Below are 17,143 nucleotides of genomic sequence, written 5' to 3' on the forward strand. Positions count from 1 at the left end.
CGGCCAGAAGGTAACTGGACGGTAAAGCGGAATCGTGGAGGCACAGTCATCGCAACAGATTTGGAAAGGGACAGCGTGAGCACACTGCAGTCAGGTCAGAGCCTCGGAGTCGGCCAGGAACTCAAGTCCGACAACGGCGCATACACCCTCACCTTGCAGGACGACGGCAACCTGGTTCTGTCCGAGGGCGGACAGGCTGTTTGGGCCGCAGGCACCAACGGATCCGGCGCCAACCGCGCCGAGGTGCAGGCTGACGGAAACTTCGTCATCTACAAGGACTCCGACGCCGTGTGGGCATCGCAGACCGCAGGCAACGACGGTGCCTCCCTCTCGGTTCAGGACGATCGCAACGTCGTTCTGTCCGTCGGCGGAAATGCTCTGTGGTCTTCGGACACTGCAATCGCAGCGCCGGCCGCCGAGGCTGCCCCGGAGCCCGCTCCGGCACCCGAGCCCGAGCCTGCCCCCGCCGCTCCGGCAGCGCAGAGCTACACCGTCGAAAGCGGCGACACCCTGTGGGCGATCGCAGAGCGTTTCTACGGTGACGGCAACCAGTACCAGCGCATCGCGGATGCAAACGGCATCCCGAACCCGGATCTCATCAACGCCGGTCAGGTACTGACGATCCCCGCCTGATTCACTGCTTGACCTGGCCCTGGGTGCCGACGTCCGCGTCGGCACCCAGGGCCTTTTGTGTTCTACGCCACACGGATTCGCGTCCCGCCCAGCAGACCCTGATACTCCATTGCGGCATCTTTTCGCCTACAGTACTTCCGTACTGCTCCCGAAGGACAGGTGTGCATGAAAGACAGAACAGTCATGATCGGCGCTGTCGCAGTGGCCGCTCTTTCTCTGACATCAGGCCTCGTTTTCGGCGGAGCAGCCGGCGCATTCGGTGCCGGCGGCCCTGTGGTGAAGCCTCCCACTCTGGTCTCGTCGGTTTCCGTGGAGTCCGTCGCCGGGATCGAACCGGCCGCGTTCTACAGCTCGGTTGCAGTCCCCACGGTTGTCATCCCGCCGACGCCGACCTGGCGAATCGCCGACGAGACGACTGCTCCTCGTAATCAGCCGCTTGTGGTGACCGCGACAAGCACGAGCTCCGCCACCTCGACTACGACGGCCACCAGTACGACAACACCCGTCTCATCCACGACAACTGCGTCGGCTACCGCGACCTCGTCACCGACCGCGACGGCCACAACCACCAAGACCAGCACCACCCCCGTTGTCACGACCGGATCCACGCCGCCCGTCGTCGAGGTCTCGCCCGTTCTCGCCGGATAACCCTCGCTCTTTCGCCCGCACACCGCCTGGCGTGACGGCGGTTACAGGCACACTTCAGTCGCCGCTCTCGAATAACCGATCTACCTGCAACTACCTTCCTCGTCGTCACGGTTCGTGGTCCGCTGCAATCCGGTCGACCGGAAAAGGACAGCAGCATTGTCGGAGCCTCGCGATACCGTATAGGTCTGAGCTTTTGCGGAAGGAGGTGGCTGATGAGCGCAATGGGCTTCGATCTCGATGTCAGTGTCGACCGGGCGTGGGCAGAATTTCAACGTCGCCTCGGCGATCACATTTCCATCATGGTCGACGGCGACGTTCTTGCCGTGGAATCGTCCACCGGCGACTTCGATCCAGCTGACGGCGCAGCGCCATGCGTTCAGTTCCTCGTGTGGGACGAGAACACAGTCCGCTGCGAGGTTCCTTCCAACGACTTCCTTCATCCGCGCTATCGACTCGACGATGCCGACGAACAAAAGTTGATCGCACTCGGCTGGAATCCGCCTTCCGAGAATCTCGAGGATCCGAACAACTCCCCCGCCTTCTGCGTCGACAAGGCGCAGAACTGGGCCGATCAGCTCGCAGCGATGACTGTCGCTGCATTCCGTGATGTGTTCGGTGTGCACCACCCGGCTTTTCTATCCAGCGATCTCACCGGCAACGAGCAGACTCCGGATTTCGATCCGTCGGTCGTCGAGTCGACAGAACTTCCGACACTCGACCCCACCGCGGCCTACATGCCCAACGACATCGACCACCTCAAGGAGTTGGTCACTCTCGCTTTGCTTCCCATGCTCGGCACTCTTCCCGAGCGAGACAGCGACGGCGACATACCCATTCGTGTCGGTTCGACTGTCATGTTCGTCGGTCCACTTTCCGAGTCCATGGACGTGCAGTTGTTCTCGCCGCTCGTTCAGGACATCAGCAACCGCACCCGTGCAGCCGAGGTCATCGCCGATCTCAACCGCAAGTGGTCGCGCATCAAGTTCGTCTTGATCGACGACCGTCTGTCGGTGTTCCTCGAGGTGGCGGGTTCACCATTCGTTCCCAAGCAACTCACCGATACGTGCGCCGCCCTGACGTCGTTCCTGCGTACCGTGGACGACGAGTTCGCCGCACGCGTCGGCGGAGACCTCTTCTTCGCGAACAAGAGCGGTGACTCCTCCTCACTGCAGCCCGATCTGACGGCCGAGGACCTGCCTCCCGAACTCGAGACCCTGCTGCACCTCGATCTGGACGTGGCCGAGGATCTCGACGCGGTAGCCGATGTCTGTGGTCGTGATCGCGATCTGATTCTTCAGCTCCTCCACATCAGCAACGAATGGCAGATTCAGCTGCGTAGTCAGGCTGTGGACGCCCACAGTCGCGGAGACGCCGAAGAGGCTGCGGGATACGAGGATCAGATCGGCGGGTGGGAACTCATGGTCGACCGTCTGCGCGGGGCTTTGCGACTGGTGGTCCTGCCCAATTCTCGAACCGAGACGCCGGCAAAGCCGCAACCTGAGCAAATGGGCTTGTTTGCCGATCCCTTGCAACAGAGCCTCTTCGACGATCCGTCCTGACAACACGGATCGCCTTTCCCGCTATTCGAAGTGGGATTTGAAGATCTGTCCGTGGACGCCCACGGTTCGATCGACAACCTGCGAGACCGTGAAATCGGCTGCGGCAGAAAGATAGGCGTAGGCCGTCGCTCGATCCATTCCGCGATCATGCTCGAGGAAGTCGAGCGCGTTGACCACCGCGCGCCGCATGGCGCCGTTGAGGTCACTGTTCTGCCCATCGACCGAACCGTTGGGGTCGGACAGGCCGATCGGAATCCAGGCCTCCTCGGTCTCGGCGAACGGGTATCCGAAAGCCACCGATGGAGCGTCACCGGAATCCTTCTTGCACACGCTGAGTCGGAACGTGCCGCGCAGCGATCCTTCCATCGCCGTCAGCGCCGCCTCGCCGTCGCCCATGGCCATGTGGGGGTCACCGACGTAGAAGAGGGCGCCTTCAGCGAATACCGGCAAATAGAAGGTTGATCCGACACCGAGATGCCTGATGTCGATGTTTCCGCCGCCCAGGGTCGGAGGAATGGAGTTCGACGACGGGGATGTCGGGTCTGCATCCGCAGAATAGGCAACTCCCATCATTCCCATGAAGGGCCGCAGGGGAAACCGCACCTTCGACTGTCCGAAAGGCATCACGCCCTTGCCGTCTTCGATCGCCGTGAAAGTGGAAACACCGCCGTACTTCAACGGGTCCTTTGTTGCGCGCCCGTCTGTGGCGACCGGCGGCATGACTTCGTCCAGAGTGATTCCCGCTGGAGCGGTTCCGTCTGCTGTGACGGCGAGAGCGCCCTTGCCGTGTCTGCTCGACACAACGCCGTACGGCACGCGGGGAATGGCTTCGAGAGTCTCGATCTTGAGTACGTCCGGGCTGGGCGCCTTCGACGAAGACCGGGCCGGTGACGACGTGCGGTCCGTCCTTGTCGAAGTTTCGTTCGGTTCGGTTGTATTCGGCCGCAACGGCAATCGCATCCTCGAGCACGTCCTTCTCGGAAACGCCTTTGCTACCGAAGTATTCGAGAGGATTGCGCCCTTGATCCTCGAGAATTCCCTCGTGCGAGAGGGCGTCGATCGTGACGGTCTGGCCCGACTTCATCCGCATCACCTCGCGGGTGTGGATGTTGGGCACATAACCCCACATGACGTCCGACGGATCCGAACTCAGATAGTGATCGCCACTGACGTTTCCGCTGCCCGGTTGCAGAATCGGAATGCCATCGGCGAACGGTAGTGCAGAGGAGGACGATCCAGCCGGTGACGCGTTCGAGTGCGCGCATCCCGAAGCCACACCGGCAACTCCTACGCCCGCACCGAGGGCAGCGACTGCCCTCATGAATCCGCGTCGGCCAAGACCTTTCGTCAGGTCTTCGGCTGCGTTGCGGGCAAGAGTGTATTCCATCGAGATTCCTCCGGAGTGCGTGACGATGTGCGACTGCGAAGAAAGCTAGACCCGATTTGTTACTCGTTCATTACCATTTCATGGCAGGAAAATACCGTTGACTGAGAATGAATTCAGCGACGGCGAAGCCGCCAGAGCGAGGTCGTCTCTCGTGTCCGGGCGGCGTGAAGCGCATCGGTTCGGTCACTGACCTTTGCGTGCGTCGGTTTGACGTCCATGCGATCGACAACAGTGAGTCCACCGGCCGCAATCAGGTCGTGTAGTTCGGATCGCGTTCGGAGACCGAGGTGTTCGGCAATGTCCGAGAGGATCAGCCACGCTTCTCCCCCGTCGTCCAGATGCGCTGCGACACCAGTCAGGAAGCCCTTCAGCATCGCTCCAGCGGGGTCGTAGACGGCGTATTCGATGGGCGAGGTGGCCTTGGCCGGAATCCAGGGAGGATTGCAGACCACCAACGGAGCGGTGCCTTCGGGAAAGAGGCCTGCTTCCACCACGGTCACCTGATCGCCGTAGCCAAGCCGCGAGAGGTTGCTACGAGCGCATTGCAGTGCCCGGGGGTCCTGGTCGGTGGCCGTCACCGTCTGAACTCCACGCCGCGCCAGGACGGCAGCAAGAACGCCGGTGCCGGTGCCGATGTCGAAAGCCGATTCCGTCGACGGCAGTGGCGCAGACGCGACAAGATCGACATACTCCCCGCGGACGGGTGAGAACACTCCGAAGGCGGGATGCACTCGTGCGTCGAGAGCCTCGATGAAAACACCTTTGCGGTGCCACTCGTGAGCGCCGATCGCGCCGAGGATGTCACGCAACGAGCGAACCGAAGGCTCACCGGTAATCCCGAAAGCTTCGGTCAACGCGACTTGCGCGTCCGGGGCTCGCCGGAGTGGAATCGACAAATCTGCGTCCAAGGGAATGAGCAGCATGCCGAGGATCTGCGCGCGGCGTCCTTGGGTCTGCCGGTGGAGATGGAAGGCTTTGGCTGGGTCGTCGGACGCTCGGCGCGGCTTGCGGTCGATGCGCGACGCGACGGCCTTCGACAGTTGGCGAGCGTTCTGAAAATCTCCGCGCCACAATAACGCCGTGCCTTCGCATGCCAAGCGATAGGCGACGTCGGCCTTCATCGTGTCGTCGGCGACGACGATGCGCTTGGGCACCGGGGCGTTGCTCGTCGAACCCCAACAGGCCGATTGCTCGGCGTCGTTCTCGGTCCACACAGCGAATTGTTCAGTCATGTAAGCCCTTCCGGCGTCCGACGCATAGCGGCCGGTCTACCGGCTGATGTGGTCCAGATCTGCAAAATCTGCTCGTCTGGTGTCCACACTAGTCGGGACCGGCCGCGCTACATGACTGCGAGAGGGATGTCAGCCCTTGGCGACGCGAGCTGCCTCGGCGATCCGAGCCTCGGCGACCGCGTCAGCAGCCTCGCCGGCGAGGATTCCGTCCTTCTTCGACTTCGCGAAGATCTCGGTGACCGTGTCGAAGATCTTCTCGACCTTGAGCTTGACCTCTTCGGCCGAGTTGCCCTTCAGCTCGCCGGCAACCTGGATGAGGCCGCCGCCGTTGGCGACGTAATCGGGGGTCCAGGTGATGCCGCGGTCGCGGAGAATGTTCTCGACCTCGGGCACGGTGAGCTGGTTGTTGGCAGCGCCGCAGACAACCTCGGCCTTGATCGAGCGTGCGGTCGTGTCGGTGAGGGTTGCGCCCATCGCGCACGGTGCGTAGACGTCCAGATCGGCGTCGATGATGCTGTCGACGATGCTCACCTGCGGGAAGTCAGCCTTGACACGGTCGAGCGCTGCGGCGTTGACGTCGGTCGCGAGAACGGTTGCGCCGTCTGCGAGGAGGAGCTTGATCAGCTCGTAGCCGACCTTGCCTGTGCCCTCGACACCAACAGTCTTGCCTGCGAGCGACGGAGTGCCCCAATGCGACTGTGCCGCGGCGCGCATCGACTGGAATACGCCGAGGGCCGTCATCGGAGCGCTGTCGCCGGAACCGCCGACCGTAGCGTTGCGGCCGACGACGAAGTCGGTGTTACGACCGATGATGTCGAGATCGTTGGAGTTGGTTCCGACGTCACCAGCGGTGATGTAGCGGCCGCCGAGGGTCTGGACGAATTTTGCGTAGGCGCCGAGCAATTCGTCGGTCTTGGCCGTTGCGGGGTCGCCGATGATGACAGCCTTGCCGCCGCCGAGGTCGACGCCGGCAACCGCAGCCTTGTAGGTCATGCCGCGCGAGAGGCGCAAAACGTCTGTGACTGCGGCAGATTCGTCGGAGTACGGGTAGAAGCGCGTTCCGCCGAGCGCGGGGCCGAGCGTCGTGGAGTGGATGGCGACGATGGCCTTGAGGCCGCTCGCGGGATCCTGGAAGAAGCTCACCTGCTCGTGGGGGTAATCGCGCAGGTAGTCGGCGCGATCGAACACGCCCGCAGTGTCGTCATGGGAAACAACGGAGTTCACGGGCTCGGCGGTGAGAGTCATTGTGGGATAGACCTTTCCGAAGGATAAACGGGGCGCAGTCGAAATATTGGGACGAATTGGCCGTTGGGTACTATTGGGGACAAATAACCCAAAGAGAATCCCGCTGAGCAATTCGTGGAACCAATGCTCTGCCTGAGTTACGATTTGGTCAATGCAAATCTCTTGAACTAGTCAATTCGATCATCCAGTGACTCATATCACTGAGGAGAGGTTCACAAAGTGCTCAGCATCGACAAGCTCGACGTCCAGTTGCTCGGTCTGCTCAGCAAGGACTCGAGGATGAGTGTGGCCGAGTTGGCCAACTCGTTGGGCGTCGCCCGCAACACCGTCCAGTCGCGAATGAAGCGCATGGAATCCAACGGACTTCTCACCGGGTTTCGGCCGAATCTCAATCTCCCCGAGGTCGGTATCCCGATTCAGGCATTTGTCGGTCTGGAACTCGAGCAGGGCAAGATCAGCGCAGTCGCGCGGAGTCTGACCGAGTTGCCCGAGGTGATCGAAATTCACGCGACGACCGGTCGCGAGGATTTGCTCGTTCGCGTCGCCACCTCGACGCACGCGGCCCTGCAGAAGTTGGCCGAGCAGATCGTGTCACTTCCAGGCGTCACGCATTCGACCACGACCATCGCTCTGACCAATCCCCTTCCGTATCGAATTCAGCCTCTCCTCGAGCACCTCACCAATGACGCCGGCTGGGGTCGTTCGACCGCCTTCCCCCGTCAGCAGGACTAGGACGGGTGGTCGCGTCGATGCTTCCCAGTGCGCTAGTTTCATGGTTATGAGTGAGATCCAGGGACAGCGCATCGCGTTCATTCAGGCGACGTGGCATCGCAACATCGTCGACCGTGCACGCGACGGATTCACCGACGCGATCGTCGAGCTCGGCTACCCCAAGGACACGGTTGATTTCTTCGAGGTACCGGGAGCTTTCGAGATCCCGCTGCATGCTCGGCGGTTGGCCAAGACCGGCCGCTACCAGGCCATCGTTGCCGCAGGTCTGGTCGTCGACGGCGGTATCTACCGGCATGACTTCGTGGCGACGGCTGTCATCGACGGTCTGATGCGCGTGCAGCTCGACACCGACGTTCCGGTTTTCTCGGTGGTCTTGACGCCTCATCACTTCCACGAGCACGCCGAGCACGTCGACTACTTCAGCACGCATTTCGTGAAGAAGGGCGCCGAGGCTGCTCGCGCGGTCGACGCCACCGTCAAGTCGTTGAAGGCCCTGCCCACCAACTAGTCGTTACCCAAGTCTCGCTGAGTCGAATGCCATCGGCTCAGCGAGATTTTTTGTGTCTATCGAGGGGTCTCGACGCTTGCCAGTGCGGAGGCATTCGAGTCGTCGACTTCGCCGTAGCGGTCGACGCATTGCTGGAAGAAGTCCCGCATCTCGGTGACCACTTGGATGTGGCTGTTCAATGACTTCTCCAACGAATCTTCACCATCCTTAGCTTTCTTGGAGAACTTCTCGGCCAGGTTGATTCCAGATTGGAGCGTTCCCATTCCAGAAACATTCGCAATCACGAACAGATTTCTGCGCATCTGATCGAGTTCGCCAAGAAACCCTTCGCATGCCGCAACCACATCACGTGCGATGTCTGGCTCAACTTCCAGTCGCGAGTCGTCAGACCCATTGCTTCGATCAGACCCACTCACCGAGACCTCATTTCGGTAGCGTCGGTTCAAGATTGACCGACAGACGCTGCACAACAACACAACTGGACTCTTGCCGAGCCTCAGACAGCTTTCGTTCTACGTTGAACCAGATTGAGCCGTGTTCGACCGAGAAAGCAAGGTAGCAACCATTGTTGTCCTCGTCGTCGACGCGCTGATACTCGATACCACGCCGCCCACCGACAGTGAGTTCCTCGAAACCTCGGAAATCAGGATTCCGTCGAACATCGTCGACGGTGTACGACGATGAATACACGGTCAAGAAATACCAGGACCCGCTCCACCCACAGATCTTCCATCCTGGCTGCTCCACGCCCGCCGCACCAGCTTCCTCGGTAGCCGGATCAAGCCCCACTTCCTCCAGAACCGAGTCCGGAATGTCCTTGCACGGATCGAACAAACCCTCTTGGCCGGATGCAGGCTCAGCCGCCCCCTCCACGACTGAGCTGCATCCTGCCGCAGCCCACACCAACACCCCAGCCATGAGCAGTCGCCCAACCCCCACCGACCCCCGCATGACACCCCCTGTTGATGTGGACCCACTGTATTGGATGCACCGGAGGCTCGATCGGTTCCCGCAATCAAGAAATTCCCAGTTCAGGTTCGCCGGTTCACTCAGAGCGCATCTTCAGCGATTGACGCTCAGCTCAGCAGTCGCATACTGGAGAGGTTGACTACGACTTCGGGAAGGCACCGAGTGAGCGCACCGAAAGCCCCGGCCAAACCAGCGATCCTCAGCGTCGACGACGATCCTGGTGTTTCGCGTGCCGTCGTTCGAGACCTTCGCAAACGGTACGGAGAGAAGTACCGAATCATTCGTGCGGAGTCCGGCGACCAGGCTCTCGAAACCTTGCGTGAAATGAAACTTCGCGGCGATGCAGTCGCTGTGATCGTCGCCGATTACCGCATGCCCGGTTTGAGTGGAATCGAGTTCCTCGAACAGGCAATGGACCTGTATCCCGTAGCTCGTCGCGTTCTCCTCACCGCGTACGCCGACACCGATGCTGCGATCGACGCCATCAACGTCGTCGACCTCGACCACTACCTCCTCAAGCCTTGGGATCCGCCGGAAGAGAAGCTGTACCCCGTCATCGATGCGCTGCTCGATGCCTGGGCAAGTTCGAGTCATCACCCCGCCGAGGAAACCAAGGTGATCGGCCATCGTTGGTCCGAGCGATCATCCGACGTCCGAGAGTTCTTGGCACGCAACCAACTTGCCTATCGCTGGTACATGTCGGACGAACCCGAAGGACAACGGCTGCTCTCCGCTGCCGGTACCGACGAACTACGGCTTCCCGTCGTCATCGCATCCAATGGGGATGTACTCGTCGAGCCCACTGACGCCGAACTCGCCGACAAACTCGGGTTGAGCACTACTCTCTCCGAAGACTTTTACGATCTCGTTGTCATCGGCGGCGGCCCTGCGGGTCTGGGAGCTGCTCTGTACGGCGCTTCGGAGGGACTTCGGACGGTTCTCATCGAACGGCGGGCGACTGGCGGTCAGGCCGGCCAGAGTTCACGAATCGAGAACTACCTCGGGTTCCCTGACGGAGTTTCCGGCGCACAGTTGGCCGATCGGGCGAGGCGCCAGGCAACCAAGTTCGGCGCCGAAGTCATCACGGCTCGAGACGTCACCGGTTTGGAAATCAACGGCTCGGCCCGCACCGTGCGTTTCGACGACGGTTCGTCGGTCGACGCCCATTCGGTCATCTTGGCGACAGGTGTTTCCTATCGCCAACTGTCGGCGCCGGGGCTCGATACATACACCGGCCGAGGGGTCTACTACGGGTCAGCCGTCACCGAAGCCGCTCGGTGCAGCGAACAAGATGTGTACATAGTCGGCGGCGCCAATTCGGCAGGCCAAGCTGCGGTCTATCTCTCCCGCGGAGCTAGGTCCGTCACCATTCTCATTCGCGGCAACACGCTCGAAGCCTCGATGTCCTACTACCTGATTCAGCAGATCGAAAAGAATCCGAAGATCACCGTGCGCACGTGCACGGAGGTAGTCGGCGCTGAGGGTGACGATCACCTCGAACGAATCACACTGCGTAACAGAGCCACCGGAGAAGAAGACACCGTCGATGCTCAGTGGTTGTTCATCTTCATCGGAGCCGCTCCCCTCACCGACTGGCTCGGCGACGTGGTGGTCCGCGATGGGAATGGCTTCGTTCTTGCCGGCCCGGACCTTCCGTCCGAAGGCGTCACCCCGGACGGGTGGCCGCTCGACCGCGCACCACATCATCTCGAAACCAGTGTCCCCGGAGTGTTTGTCGCCGGGGACGTACACGCCGAATCGGCCAAGCGCGTCGCGTCGGCCGTCGGAGAGGGCGCGATGGCCGTGATGTTCGTCCACCGCTATCTCGCTCAACAATAGGGAGATTCGATGTCCATTCCTGAATGCAGCCCAGACTTGCTTCGCACCCTGTTCCTGTTCGAGAAGCTCACCGACGATCAGCTCGAATCACTGTGCCAGGCAGGCCATATCACCGAGATCGATCGAGGTCAGGTCTACCTCGAAGGTGAGCCTGCCACCTGCTTCTACGTCCTCATCGAGGGCGAGGTGGTGCTGTCCAAGCTGTCGGGCGGCGAAGACATCGAGATCAACAGGACCACCCAGCGCGGCGTCTACTCGGGAGGCTGGACGGCGTATCTCGGCGATCGTGTACCGCAGGTCTACGCGGGGTCGATGCGAGTGACGACTCCTTCGACGTTTTTCGTCCTGGACGCCGACAAGTTCGGCAACGCGATGCGCGAGTGGTTTCCAATGGCGGTTCATCTACTCGAAGGTGTTTTCTTCGGCAAGAAGAACACTCAGCAGATCATCGATCAGCGAGAGCGACTCCTTGCACTCGGATCACTGTCGGCCGGGTTGACTCACGAGCTCAATAACCCTGCAGCCGCAGCGGTTCGAGCGACAGCCTCTTTGCGCGAGCGTGTTGCAGGCATGCGTCACAAACTGGGGATGGTTGCATCGGGCACCTACGACCGCGATGCCCTCGTCACTCTCATGCGACTTCAAGAGGAAGTTGCAGAGGTTGTCGCCAAGGCGCCGACGCTCACTCCCCTCGAAGCCTCCGATCGGGAGGATTCGTTGGGTGAATGGTTCGAGGATCATTCGATTCGAGAAGGTTGGGACCTGGCTCCGACCTTCGTGCAGGCTGGACTCGACACCGCTTGGCTCGAGAACGTTGCTGCAGCCGTTGACGAGTCCGTACTCGAAGGCGCAATTCGCTGGCTGAATTACACCATCGAATCCGAACTCCTGATGAACGAGATCGCCGACTCCACAACGAGGATCTCGACGCTCGTCGGTGCGGCCAAACAGTATTCACAGATGGATCGCGCTCCCTTCCAGACCATCGATGTCCACGAATTGCTCGACAGCACGTTGATCATGTTGGGGCAAAAGATCGGAAGCGGAATCGAAGTCGTCAAGGAGTACGACCTTGCGTTGCCTCCGATCGACGCCTACGCCGCCGAACTCAATCAGGTGTGGACCAACCTGATCGACAATGCGGTGTCTGCCATGGACGGATCGGGAACACTCACCGTTCGGACAAGCCGCGATGGCGACCGCGTGTGCATCGAGATCTGCGACACCGGCGCCGGGATTCCCGATGACGTCATCGACAGGATCTTCGAACCCTTCTTCACGACTAAGCCTGTCGGTGAGGGAACCGGTCTCGGCCTTGATATTTCATGGCGAATTGTGGTCGGCAAGCATCGTGGTGAGCTGCGGGTCACGTCGGAGCCCGGTAACACCCGGTTCAGAGTTTTGTTGCCAATCGCGGGCCCACCGCGGGATACGCGCGACGACTAGTCGCCCTTGCACGGCCGGTAGGCAAAGCGCACGATGAAATGACCGACTTCAGTCAGCGAGAGGGTGGACCATGACCGACGGACTTCCAGCGGGGATCGATCCGAGCGTGCCGCCCAGTGGCGCGGGATGCGTCGAATGCGATGCGAGCGGCGGTTGGTGGGTGCACCTGCGTCGATGCGCGCAATGCGGTCACGTTGGGTGTTGCGACTCCTCACCGTCACAGCACGCAAGCAAGCATGCGGCCTCGACGAAGCATCCGTTCATGCAGAGCTACGAACCCGGTGAGGATTGGTTCTGGAGCTTCGAAACCAACGAGGCGTACGACGGACCTGAATTGGCTGCGCCCACTTCACATCCCGTAGATCAGCCGACGCCGGGGCCTAAGGGTCGTGTCCCAGCCGATTGGCAGCAACACATCCACTGACTCAGTTCGGTTGGTCGATCGACCTCAAAGTCGAGGCGTTCGACGACTCCTGATCCAATGCGTTGTCGATGCAGGCTTGAAACAGAGCCTGCATTGCCTCCACGACCGCGATATGACTCGCCAACACATCGACGAGCGCATCCGGGCCGCCAACCGCCTTTTCCTCGAACTTAACCTGCAGTGCCCGGGCGGATCCGAGAGTGCCGAAGCCTCCCACTTGCCCGAGATAGTTCGCATCGTCCGACAGTGACCTGAACAGCGAAATTAGATCATCACACGCCTTCGCCAGATCCTCTGCGACCCTCTTCTCCAGATACAAACCGGACATCACATACTCCAATTCACTACGAGTCGAATCTCTTCCGAGCGTTACTCGGGAAGCAGCGGTAACACGGTCAGACCGACCCGCTCAACCAGTTCACACGGAGTTTCGGGGCGCTGGTCACCGACTTTCGCACCCACTCGAATCATCGCCGTGGACTGAGCAGTCGCGAAGGCGATATTGCACGCGGTGTCCGCCTTGTCATTGTGTTCCTGGAACATCAGGACCTGTCGGCCGGCGAGTTGAATTCGATGTAGATCGCGCATCACCGGATTTGCTTCGACTTCCGCAAGCGAGTGTGTTGTGGAAGTCAGACGGAGGAAGAACCAAGATCCTTCCCACTTGCATATATTGAACCCATCGATATGGGTGTTGACTATGTCAACCTCTTTTGTTGCCGGGTCAACTCCGACTCTCTCCAATTCCTCATTGCTGAGAACCTCACACGGATCAAACATCCCAATCACATCGACAGGGAAAGCCTCGCCCTCGACGGTCGAGGAACAACCCCCAACCAACAGCGCGGCCGCGACCAGGACCACTGCACCCCTCACTCCCACAGCACTCCCCCTCGTTCGCGGCCCGCTCACAGTATTGGACGCTCCCCAGCACCGATCGGTTCCACGACATTGCATTCCGTTGCAACCCTTCACCCACGCCGATAATCGGCCTAGCGTCGATCTACCAGGGGATTCACAACGAAGTGAGGTGCGGATCAATGAAGGCAGCACGGTTCCACGGGCAGAAAGACATCCGGATCGAAGAGATCCCTGAGCCCGAATTGCGGCCAGGAACAGTCAAGCTGAAGGTCGCATGGTGCGGAATCTGCGGCACCGATCTCCACGAGTACCTCGAGGGACCGATCTTCATCTCCGCACCGGGCCACCCGCATCCACTCTCACACGAGAATGCGCCGGTCACGATGGGCCACGAGTTCTCCGGCACCGTCGAAGAGGTCGGCGAAGGTGTCACGGACGTCGAGGTCGGTGAAAATGTTGTCGTCGAGCCGTACTTCGTCTGCAACGAGTGCGCCCCGTGCAAGGCGGGCAACTACCACCTGTGTACGAAGATGGGGTTCATCGGCTTGGCCGGCGGCGGTGGCGGGCTCAGCGAGAAGGTCGTCGTCGACCGTCGCTGGATCCATAAGATCGGCAACATCCCGCTCGACGAGGCAGCCCTCATCGAACCGTTGAGCGTCGCCCATCACGCAGTCGTGCGCAGTGGAGCCGAAAGCGGCAACGTCGCAATTGTGGGCGGAGCCGGACCGATCGGACTCCTCGTTGCGGCAGTTCTCAAGGGTCTGGGTGTCACGACGATCGTCACCGAACTCAGCGAAGCCCGCAAGGCCAAGGCGCTCTCCAGTGGCGTGGCCGACTACGTCATCGATCCCACCACCGAAGACGTCAAAGCGCGCGTCCTCGAACTCAGCGGAGGCATCGGCGCAGACATCGGCTTCGAGTGCGCAGGCGTCAACGCGGTCCTCGACACCATGCTCGACACGGTCCGGCCTGCTGGAGTTGTTGTCAACGTGTCGATTTGGGGCAAGCCCGCGACCATTGACATGCAGAAGCTGGTCCTCAAGGAAATCGACCTACGCGGAACCATCGCGTACGTACGCGACCATGAAGCGGTCATCAAGATGGTCCAGGACGGTGTCGTCGATCTGGCGCCATTCATCACCGGTCGTATTCAGCTCGAAGAATTGATCTCCGAAGGATTCACCACTCTGATCGAGCACAACGACACTGCAGTCAAGATTCTCGTCAGGTCGTAACCGGACGGGGCACCTCCGGGCCCACCGCAGTCAGGGACCCAGGTGCCCGCCCTTTGCCCCATCCGATCTTCTCTCGGTAGCGGCCGATGTGATCGTCCTCGATCACATCGGCCGTTTCCAATGGTGTGGATTGCGGATGCACATACAGCGCATCCGTCGGGCAATATGCCTCACACATGAAGCAGGTCTGGCAATCCGATTGGCGCGCAATCACCGGGACGCCCGAGGGCGTCCGGTCGAAAACATCTGTAGGACAAACGTCTACGCACTTGTCGCAACCGATGCAGTCAGGCGCGGACACCAGCTCGATCATGACGCCACCAATGCAGACCCGACAGGTTCCGACGTTCGGGTCCACACCGAATCCAAACCTCCGGTGAGAACGTGATGATGCTGCGTTCCATCGAGTTCGGGATAATCGTCACGCTTGCTCATTCCCCGAGTCTCGGTCCGCGCCAACGTCGAGTGGTACATCCAGCGACCGACGGCCGTGATCGCGGCAGCCTGCCGCGCCGCCATCCGACCTGCTGGATCCGCGCCCAGATCCGCACTCACTGCACCCCACAGCGATTCGAGCTCACCGAGCGCTGCGGATACTCGATCACCGCTGCGGAGGTAGTTCTTGTCGAAGGGAATCAGCTGCGCCTGAGCAGCTTTCACCACATCGTCGGCAGCAAACCCGGTTCGTACCGGATTACGCAATCCGACGGTTCCGGCTCCGCGAAGACCACTGGTAGACCCACGTCCGACCGACAGCGCATAGCGCGCAGCACCGCTTCCCGCCCACGAACCAGAAGACATCGCCCACGCGGCGTTGTGACTTCCCCCGCCGGTAAACCCTCCGCAGATTCGCTCGCGGGTCGCAGCGTCCCCGGCGGCAAACAGTCCTGGAACGGATGACGCGCAATCGTCATCGACGACGTTGATTCCCCCAGTGCCGCGCACCGTGCCTTCAGCGAGCATGCCGACCTCGAATTTGTCGGTGAAGGGATCGATTCCGCGGCGATCGAATTGCAGGAAGAAGTTGGGTTGCCCCAGCCTCATTCGACGCTGCACCTCAGCGTCGGCCCGATCGATCTGCGCGAAGACCGGCTCGTTCCGCAACGTGCTGGCGATGACGGACCTCCCCTTCGCCGAACCGGCACCTTCGAGCACGCTTCCGTCTGCGTGAAAGAACGTCGCGTACGCGTAGTAAGCCGTCTTGGTGATCGTCGATCCGGCCGCTGCGATTCCGTACGCGTTGGAGAACTCCATCCCAGAGAACTCCGCTCCGACTTCGGCTGCCATCAATGCACCGTCACCGGTATCGACGTTGGTACCCAACGCACCGGACAGAAACGCACAACCTCCACTGGCGACCACTACCGCGCCTGCCGAGACTCGGTAATCCTGTTGCTCGTGGCGTTGGTAGCCCGCCGCTCCGCGAACTCGCCCGGCGTCGTCCACCAACAACTCCAGCGCCGGCGAATGATCGAGGATCCGCACACCGGTTCGACGAATCCAGGTGCGCATCCGTCGCATGTACTCAGGCCCCTGCAAGCCGGTGCGGATCTGCTTGCCCGTGCTGGAGTCGACGGGGAACGGATATCTGCCCTCCACCGCGAGGAGATCCATGTTGGAGTATGTCTGCTCGAGGACGCGGTCCATCCAATGGTGGTCGGCAAGATATCCGCCGAGCGCCTCACGACCGGCCTTTGCCCGCTCACGGGCAGTCGTATCCGGTTCGACGTACCAAACACCCGTTCCGGAGGGGGCCGTTGCGCCGCTCGTTCCGCAGTAGCCCTTGTCGACCAGGACGACGTCTGCACCGGCCTTGGCCGCGCGCAACGCTGCCCACGCGCCGGCGGGGCCACCACCGATCACCAATACATCGGTGGAGAGTTCGAGGACGTCCGTCACTGGCCAGCTCCTGTCAGAGGTCTACGCAACACTTCTGTTGCCGCAATATTCCTCGAACGAACTACCCAGCGCCACAGTCAGAATCACTGTGAACTCAACCGGTCGCTATGACGCTTCCCGCTCCTCGTCGGTGCACAACGCGGAGTACTTGGCGAAGGCTTCCTGCAAGGTCAGCGATTTGCGTCGCTCGGCGATGTCGCGGGGCTTTCCCTGTGCAACACATCGACGAGCATGCTCGATCACAGCTTCACGAATGACGCTGGAAATGTCCGCGCCCGTGAGCTCTTGGAGGGTCTCTAGGGCCCTCAGTTCCTCTACGTCGAATCTCACCGTTACCGATCGTCTAGCCACGCTCAGGATGTTACTTGCGGGTACACCAAATTTGGTGAGTTACATATGCGTCGAGTCGAATATCTTTGGGCGCCAAAACCTTCGAATTCCGATCTACGTGGGTAAATAGTTTTCCACTCACGGCACTCATGTAATGCAACGCACACGGCGCTAGCCAGCGTGCCGACGGACACTG

At 60.9% G+C, this 17,143-nt stretch carries 18 protein-coding genes and 1 pseudogene; 9 read left to right on the forward strand and 10 right to left on the reverse strand.

The genetic code is table 11. The features are described 5' to 3' along the window. The first annotated feature begins 75 nt into the window (after window positions 1-75). The 3 genes from ACVZUB_RS19815 to ACVZUB_RS19825 all read left to right on the forward strand — a co-directional run bounded on the left by ACVZUB_RS19815 (window position 76) and on the right by ACVZUB_RS19825 (window position 2,840). The gene (locus ACVZUB_RS19815) at window positions 76-633 is read left to right on the forward strand and encodes a LysM peptidoglycan-binding domain-containing protein (RefSeq protein ID WP_030536825.1); all 558 of its coding nucleotides are present in this window, start codon (window positions 76-78) and stop codon (window positions 631-633) included. A 165-nt stretch (window positions 634-798) separates the two neighbouring features. Continuing rightward, entirely contained in the window at window positions 799-1,281 is a 483-nt protein-coding gene (locus tag ACVZUB_RS19820) for a hypothetical protein (protein WP_003941346.1), read from the forward strand. 212 nt (window positions 1,282-1,493) lie between these two features. Next, on the forward strand, window positions 1,494-2,840 hold the full coding sequence (locus tag ACVZUB_RS19825) for a T3SS (YopN, CesT) and YbjN peptide-binding chaperone 1 (RefSeq protein WP_482627680.1): 1,347 nt from the start codon (window positions 1,494-1,496) through the stop codon (window positions 2,838-2,840). Window positions 2,841-2,861: 21 nt separating this feature from the next. Here ACVZUB_RS19825 and ACVZUB_RS19830 read toward each other — a convergent pair. The 3 genes and pseudogenes from ACVZUB_RS19830 to ACVZUB_RS19840 all read right to left on the reverse strand — a co-directional run bounded on the left by ACVZUB_RS19830 (window position 2,862) and on the right by ACVZUB_RS19840 (window position 6,704). Next, window positions 2,862-4,227: pseudogene (locus ACVZUB_RS19830) on the reverse strand (acetamidase/formamidase family protein). Window positions 4,228-4,340: 113 nt separating this feature from the next. Further along, window positions 4,341-5,459: a methyltransferase gene (locus tag ACVZUB_RS19835; RefSeq protein ID WP_482627681.1), complete on the reverse strand. Its 1,119-nt coding sequence runs from the start codon at window positions 5,457-5,459 to the stop codon at window positions 4,341-4,343. 129 nt (window positions 5,460-5,588) lie between these two features. After that, complete coding sequence (locus ACVZUB_RS19840; RefSeq protein WP_003941274.1) at window positions 5,589-6,704, reverse strand: Glu/Leu/Phe/Val family dehydrogenase; 1,116 nt, start codon at window positions 6,702-6,704, stop codon at window positions 5,589-5,591. A gap of 219 nt (window positions 6,705-6,923) precedes the next feature. Between ACVZUB_RS19840 and ACVZUB_RS19845 the strand changes: the two genes are divergently transcribed. Beyond that, a complete protein-coding gene (locus ACVZUB_RS19845) occupies window positions 6,924-7,436 on the forward strand; it encodes an Lrp/AsnC family transcriptional regulator (RefSeq protein ID WP_003941343.1) in 513 nt (170 codons plus the stop codon). A 46-nt stretch (window positions 7,437-7,482) separates the two neighbouring features. Further along, window positions 7,483-7,944 (forward strand): 6,7-dimethyl-8-ribityllumazine synthase, encoded by a 462-nt coding sequence (locus ACVZUB_RS19850; RefSeq protein WP_007726074.1) that lies wholly within the window; start codon window positions 7,483-7,485, stop codon window positions 7,942-7,944. A 56-nt stretch (window positions 7,945-8,000) separates the two neighbouring features. Here ACVZUB_RS19850 and ACVZUB_RS19855 read toward each other — a convergent pair whose 3' ends face one another. Beyond that, window positions 8,001-8,207, reverse strand: coding sequence for a hypothetical protein (locus ACVZUB_RS19855; RefSeq protein WP_230793355.1), 207 nt, complete (start codon window positions 8,205-8,207; stop codon window positions 8,001-8,003). 160 nt (window positions 8,208-8,367) lie between these two features. Then, window positions 8,368-8,895, reverse strand: a complete 528-nt coding sequence (locus tag ACVZUB_RS19860) for a DUF3558 domain-containing protein (protein ID WP_230793354.1) — start codon at window positions 8,893-8,895, stop codon at window positions 8,368-8,370. A gap of 180 nt (window positions 8,896-9,075) precedes the next feature. Between ACVZUB_RS19860 and ACVZUB_RS19865 the strand changes: the two genes are divergently transcribed. The 3 genes from ACVZUB_RS19865 (at window position 9,076) to ACVZUB_RS19875 (ending at window position 12,622) form a co-directional block, all read left to right on the forward strand. Further along, entirely contained in the window at window positions 9,076-10,752 is a 1,677-nt protein-coding gene (locus ACVZUB_RS19865) for an NAD(P)/FAD-dependent oxidoreductase (RefSeq protein WP_482627682.1), read from the forward strand. A gap of 9 nt (window positions 10,753-10,761) precedes the next feature. Then, a complete protein-coding gene (locus ACVZUB_RS19870; RefSeq protein ID WP_003941311.1) occupies window positions 10,762-12,198 on the forward strand; it encodes an ATP-binding protein in 1,437 nt (478 codons plus the stop codon). Window positions 12,199-12,268: 70 nt separating this feature from the next. Continuing rightward, window positions 12,269-12,622 (forward strand): UBP-type zinc finger domain-containing protein, encoded by a 354-nt coding sequence (locus ACVZUB_RS19875; protein ID WP_003941317.1) that lies wholly within the window; start codon window positions 12,269-12,271, stop codon window positions 12,620-12,622. 1 nt (window position 12,623) lies between these two features. Here the strand turns inward: ACVZUB_RS19875 and ACVZUB_RS19880 are convergent, their stop codons facing one another. After that, the gene (locus tag ACVZUB_RS19880) at window positions 12,624-12,950 is read right to left on the reverse strand and encodes a hypothetical protein (protein WP_095971524.1); all 327 of its coding nucleotides are present in this window, start codon (window positions 12,948-12,950) and stop codon (window positions 12,624-12,626) included. A gap of 41 nt (window positions 12,951-12,991) precedes the next feature. Then, window positions 12,992-13,486 (reverse strand): DUF3558 family protein, encoded by a 495-nt coding sequence (locus ACVZUB_RS19885; RefSeq protein ID WP_003941299.1) that lies wholly within the window; start codon window positions 13,484-13,486, stop codon window positions 12,992-12,994. Window positions 13,487-13,662: 176 nt separating this feature from the next. Between ACVZUB_RS19885 and ACVZUB_RS19890 the strand changes: the two genes are divergently transcribed. Continuing rightward, entirely contained in the window at window positions 13,663-14,718 is a 1,056-nt protein-coding gene (locus ACVZUB_RS19890) for a 2,3-butanediol dehydrogenase (protein WP_003941279.1), read from the forward strand. Here the strand turns inward: ACVZUB_RS19890 and ACVZUB_RS19895 are convergent. From ACVZUB_RS19895 to ACVZUB_RS19905, 3 genes are all read right to left on the reverse strand, one after another. After that, window positions 14,708-15,031: a 4Fe-4S dicluster domain-containing protein gene (locus tag ACVZUB_RS19895; protein WP_007726052.1), complete on the reverse strand. Its 324-nt coding sequence runs from the start codon at window positions 15,029-15,031 to the stop codon at window positions 14,708-14,710. The two genes, ACVZUB_RS19890 and ACVZUB_RS19895, sit on opposite strands and share 11 nt — an antisense overlap. Then, the gene (locus ACVZUB_RS19900) at window positions 15,028-16,617 is read right to left on the reverse strand and encodes an FAD-dependent oxidoreductase (protein WP_007726050.1); all 1,590 of its coding nucleotides are present in this window, start codon (window positions 16,615-16,617) and stop codon (window positions 15,028-15,030) included. The genes ACVZUB_RS19895 and ACVZUB_RS19900 overlap by 4 nt, the downstream gene beginning before the upstream one ends. A 105-nt stretch (window positions 16,618-16,722) precedes the next feature. Beyond that, complete coding sequence (locus tag ACVZUB_RS19905; protein ID WP_020908376.1) at window positions 16,723-16,968, reverse strand: hypothetical protein; 246 nt, start codon at window positions 16,966-16,968, stop codon at window positions 16,723-16,725. Window positions 16,969-17,143 lie beyond the last annotated feature (175 nt).

It is taken from the genome of Rhodococcus sp. OS5, from assembly GCF_056837585.1.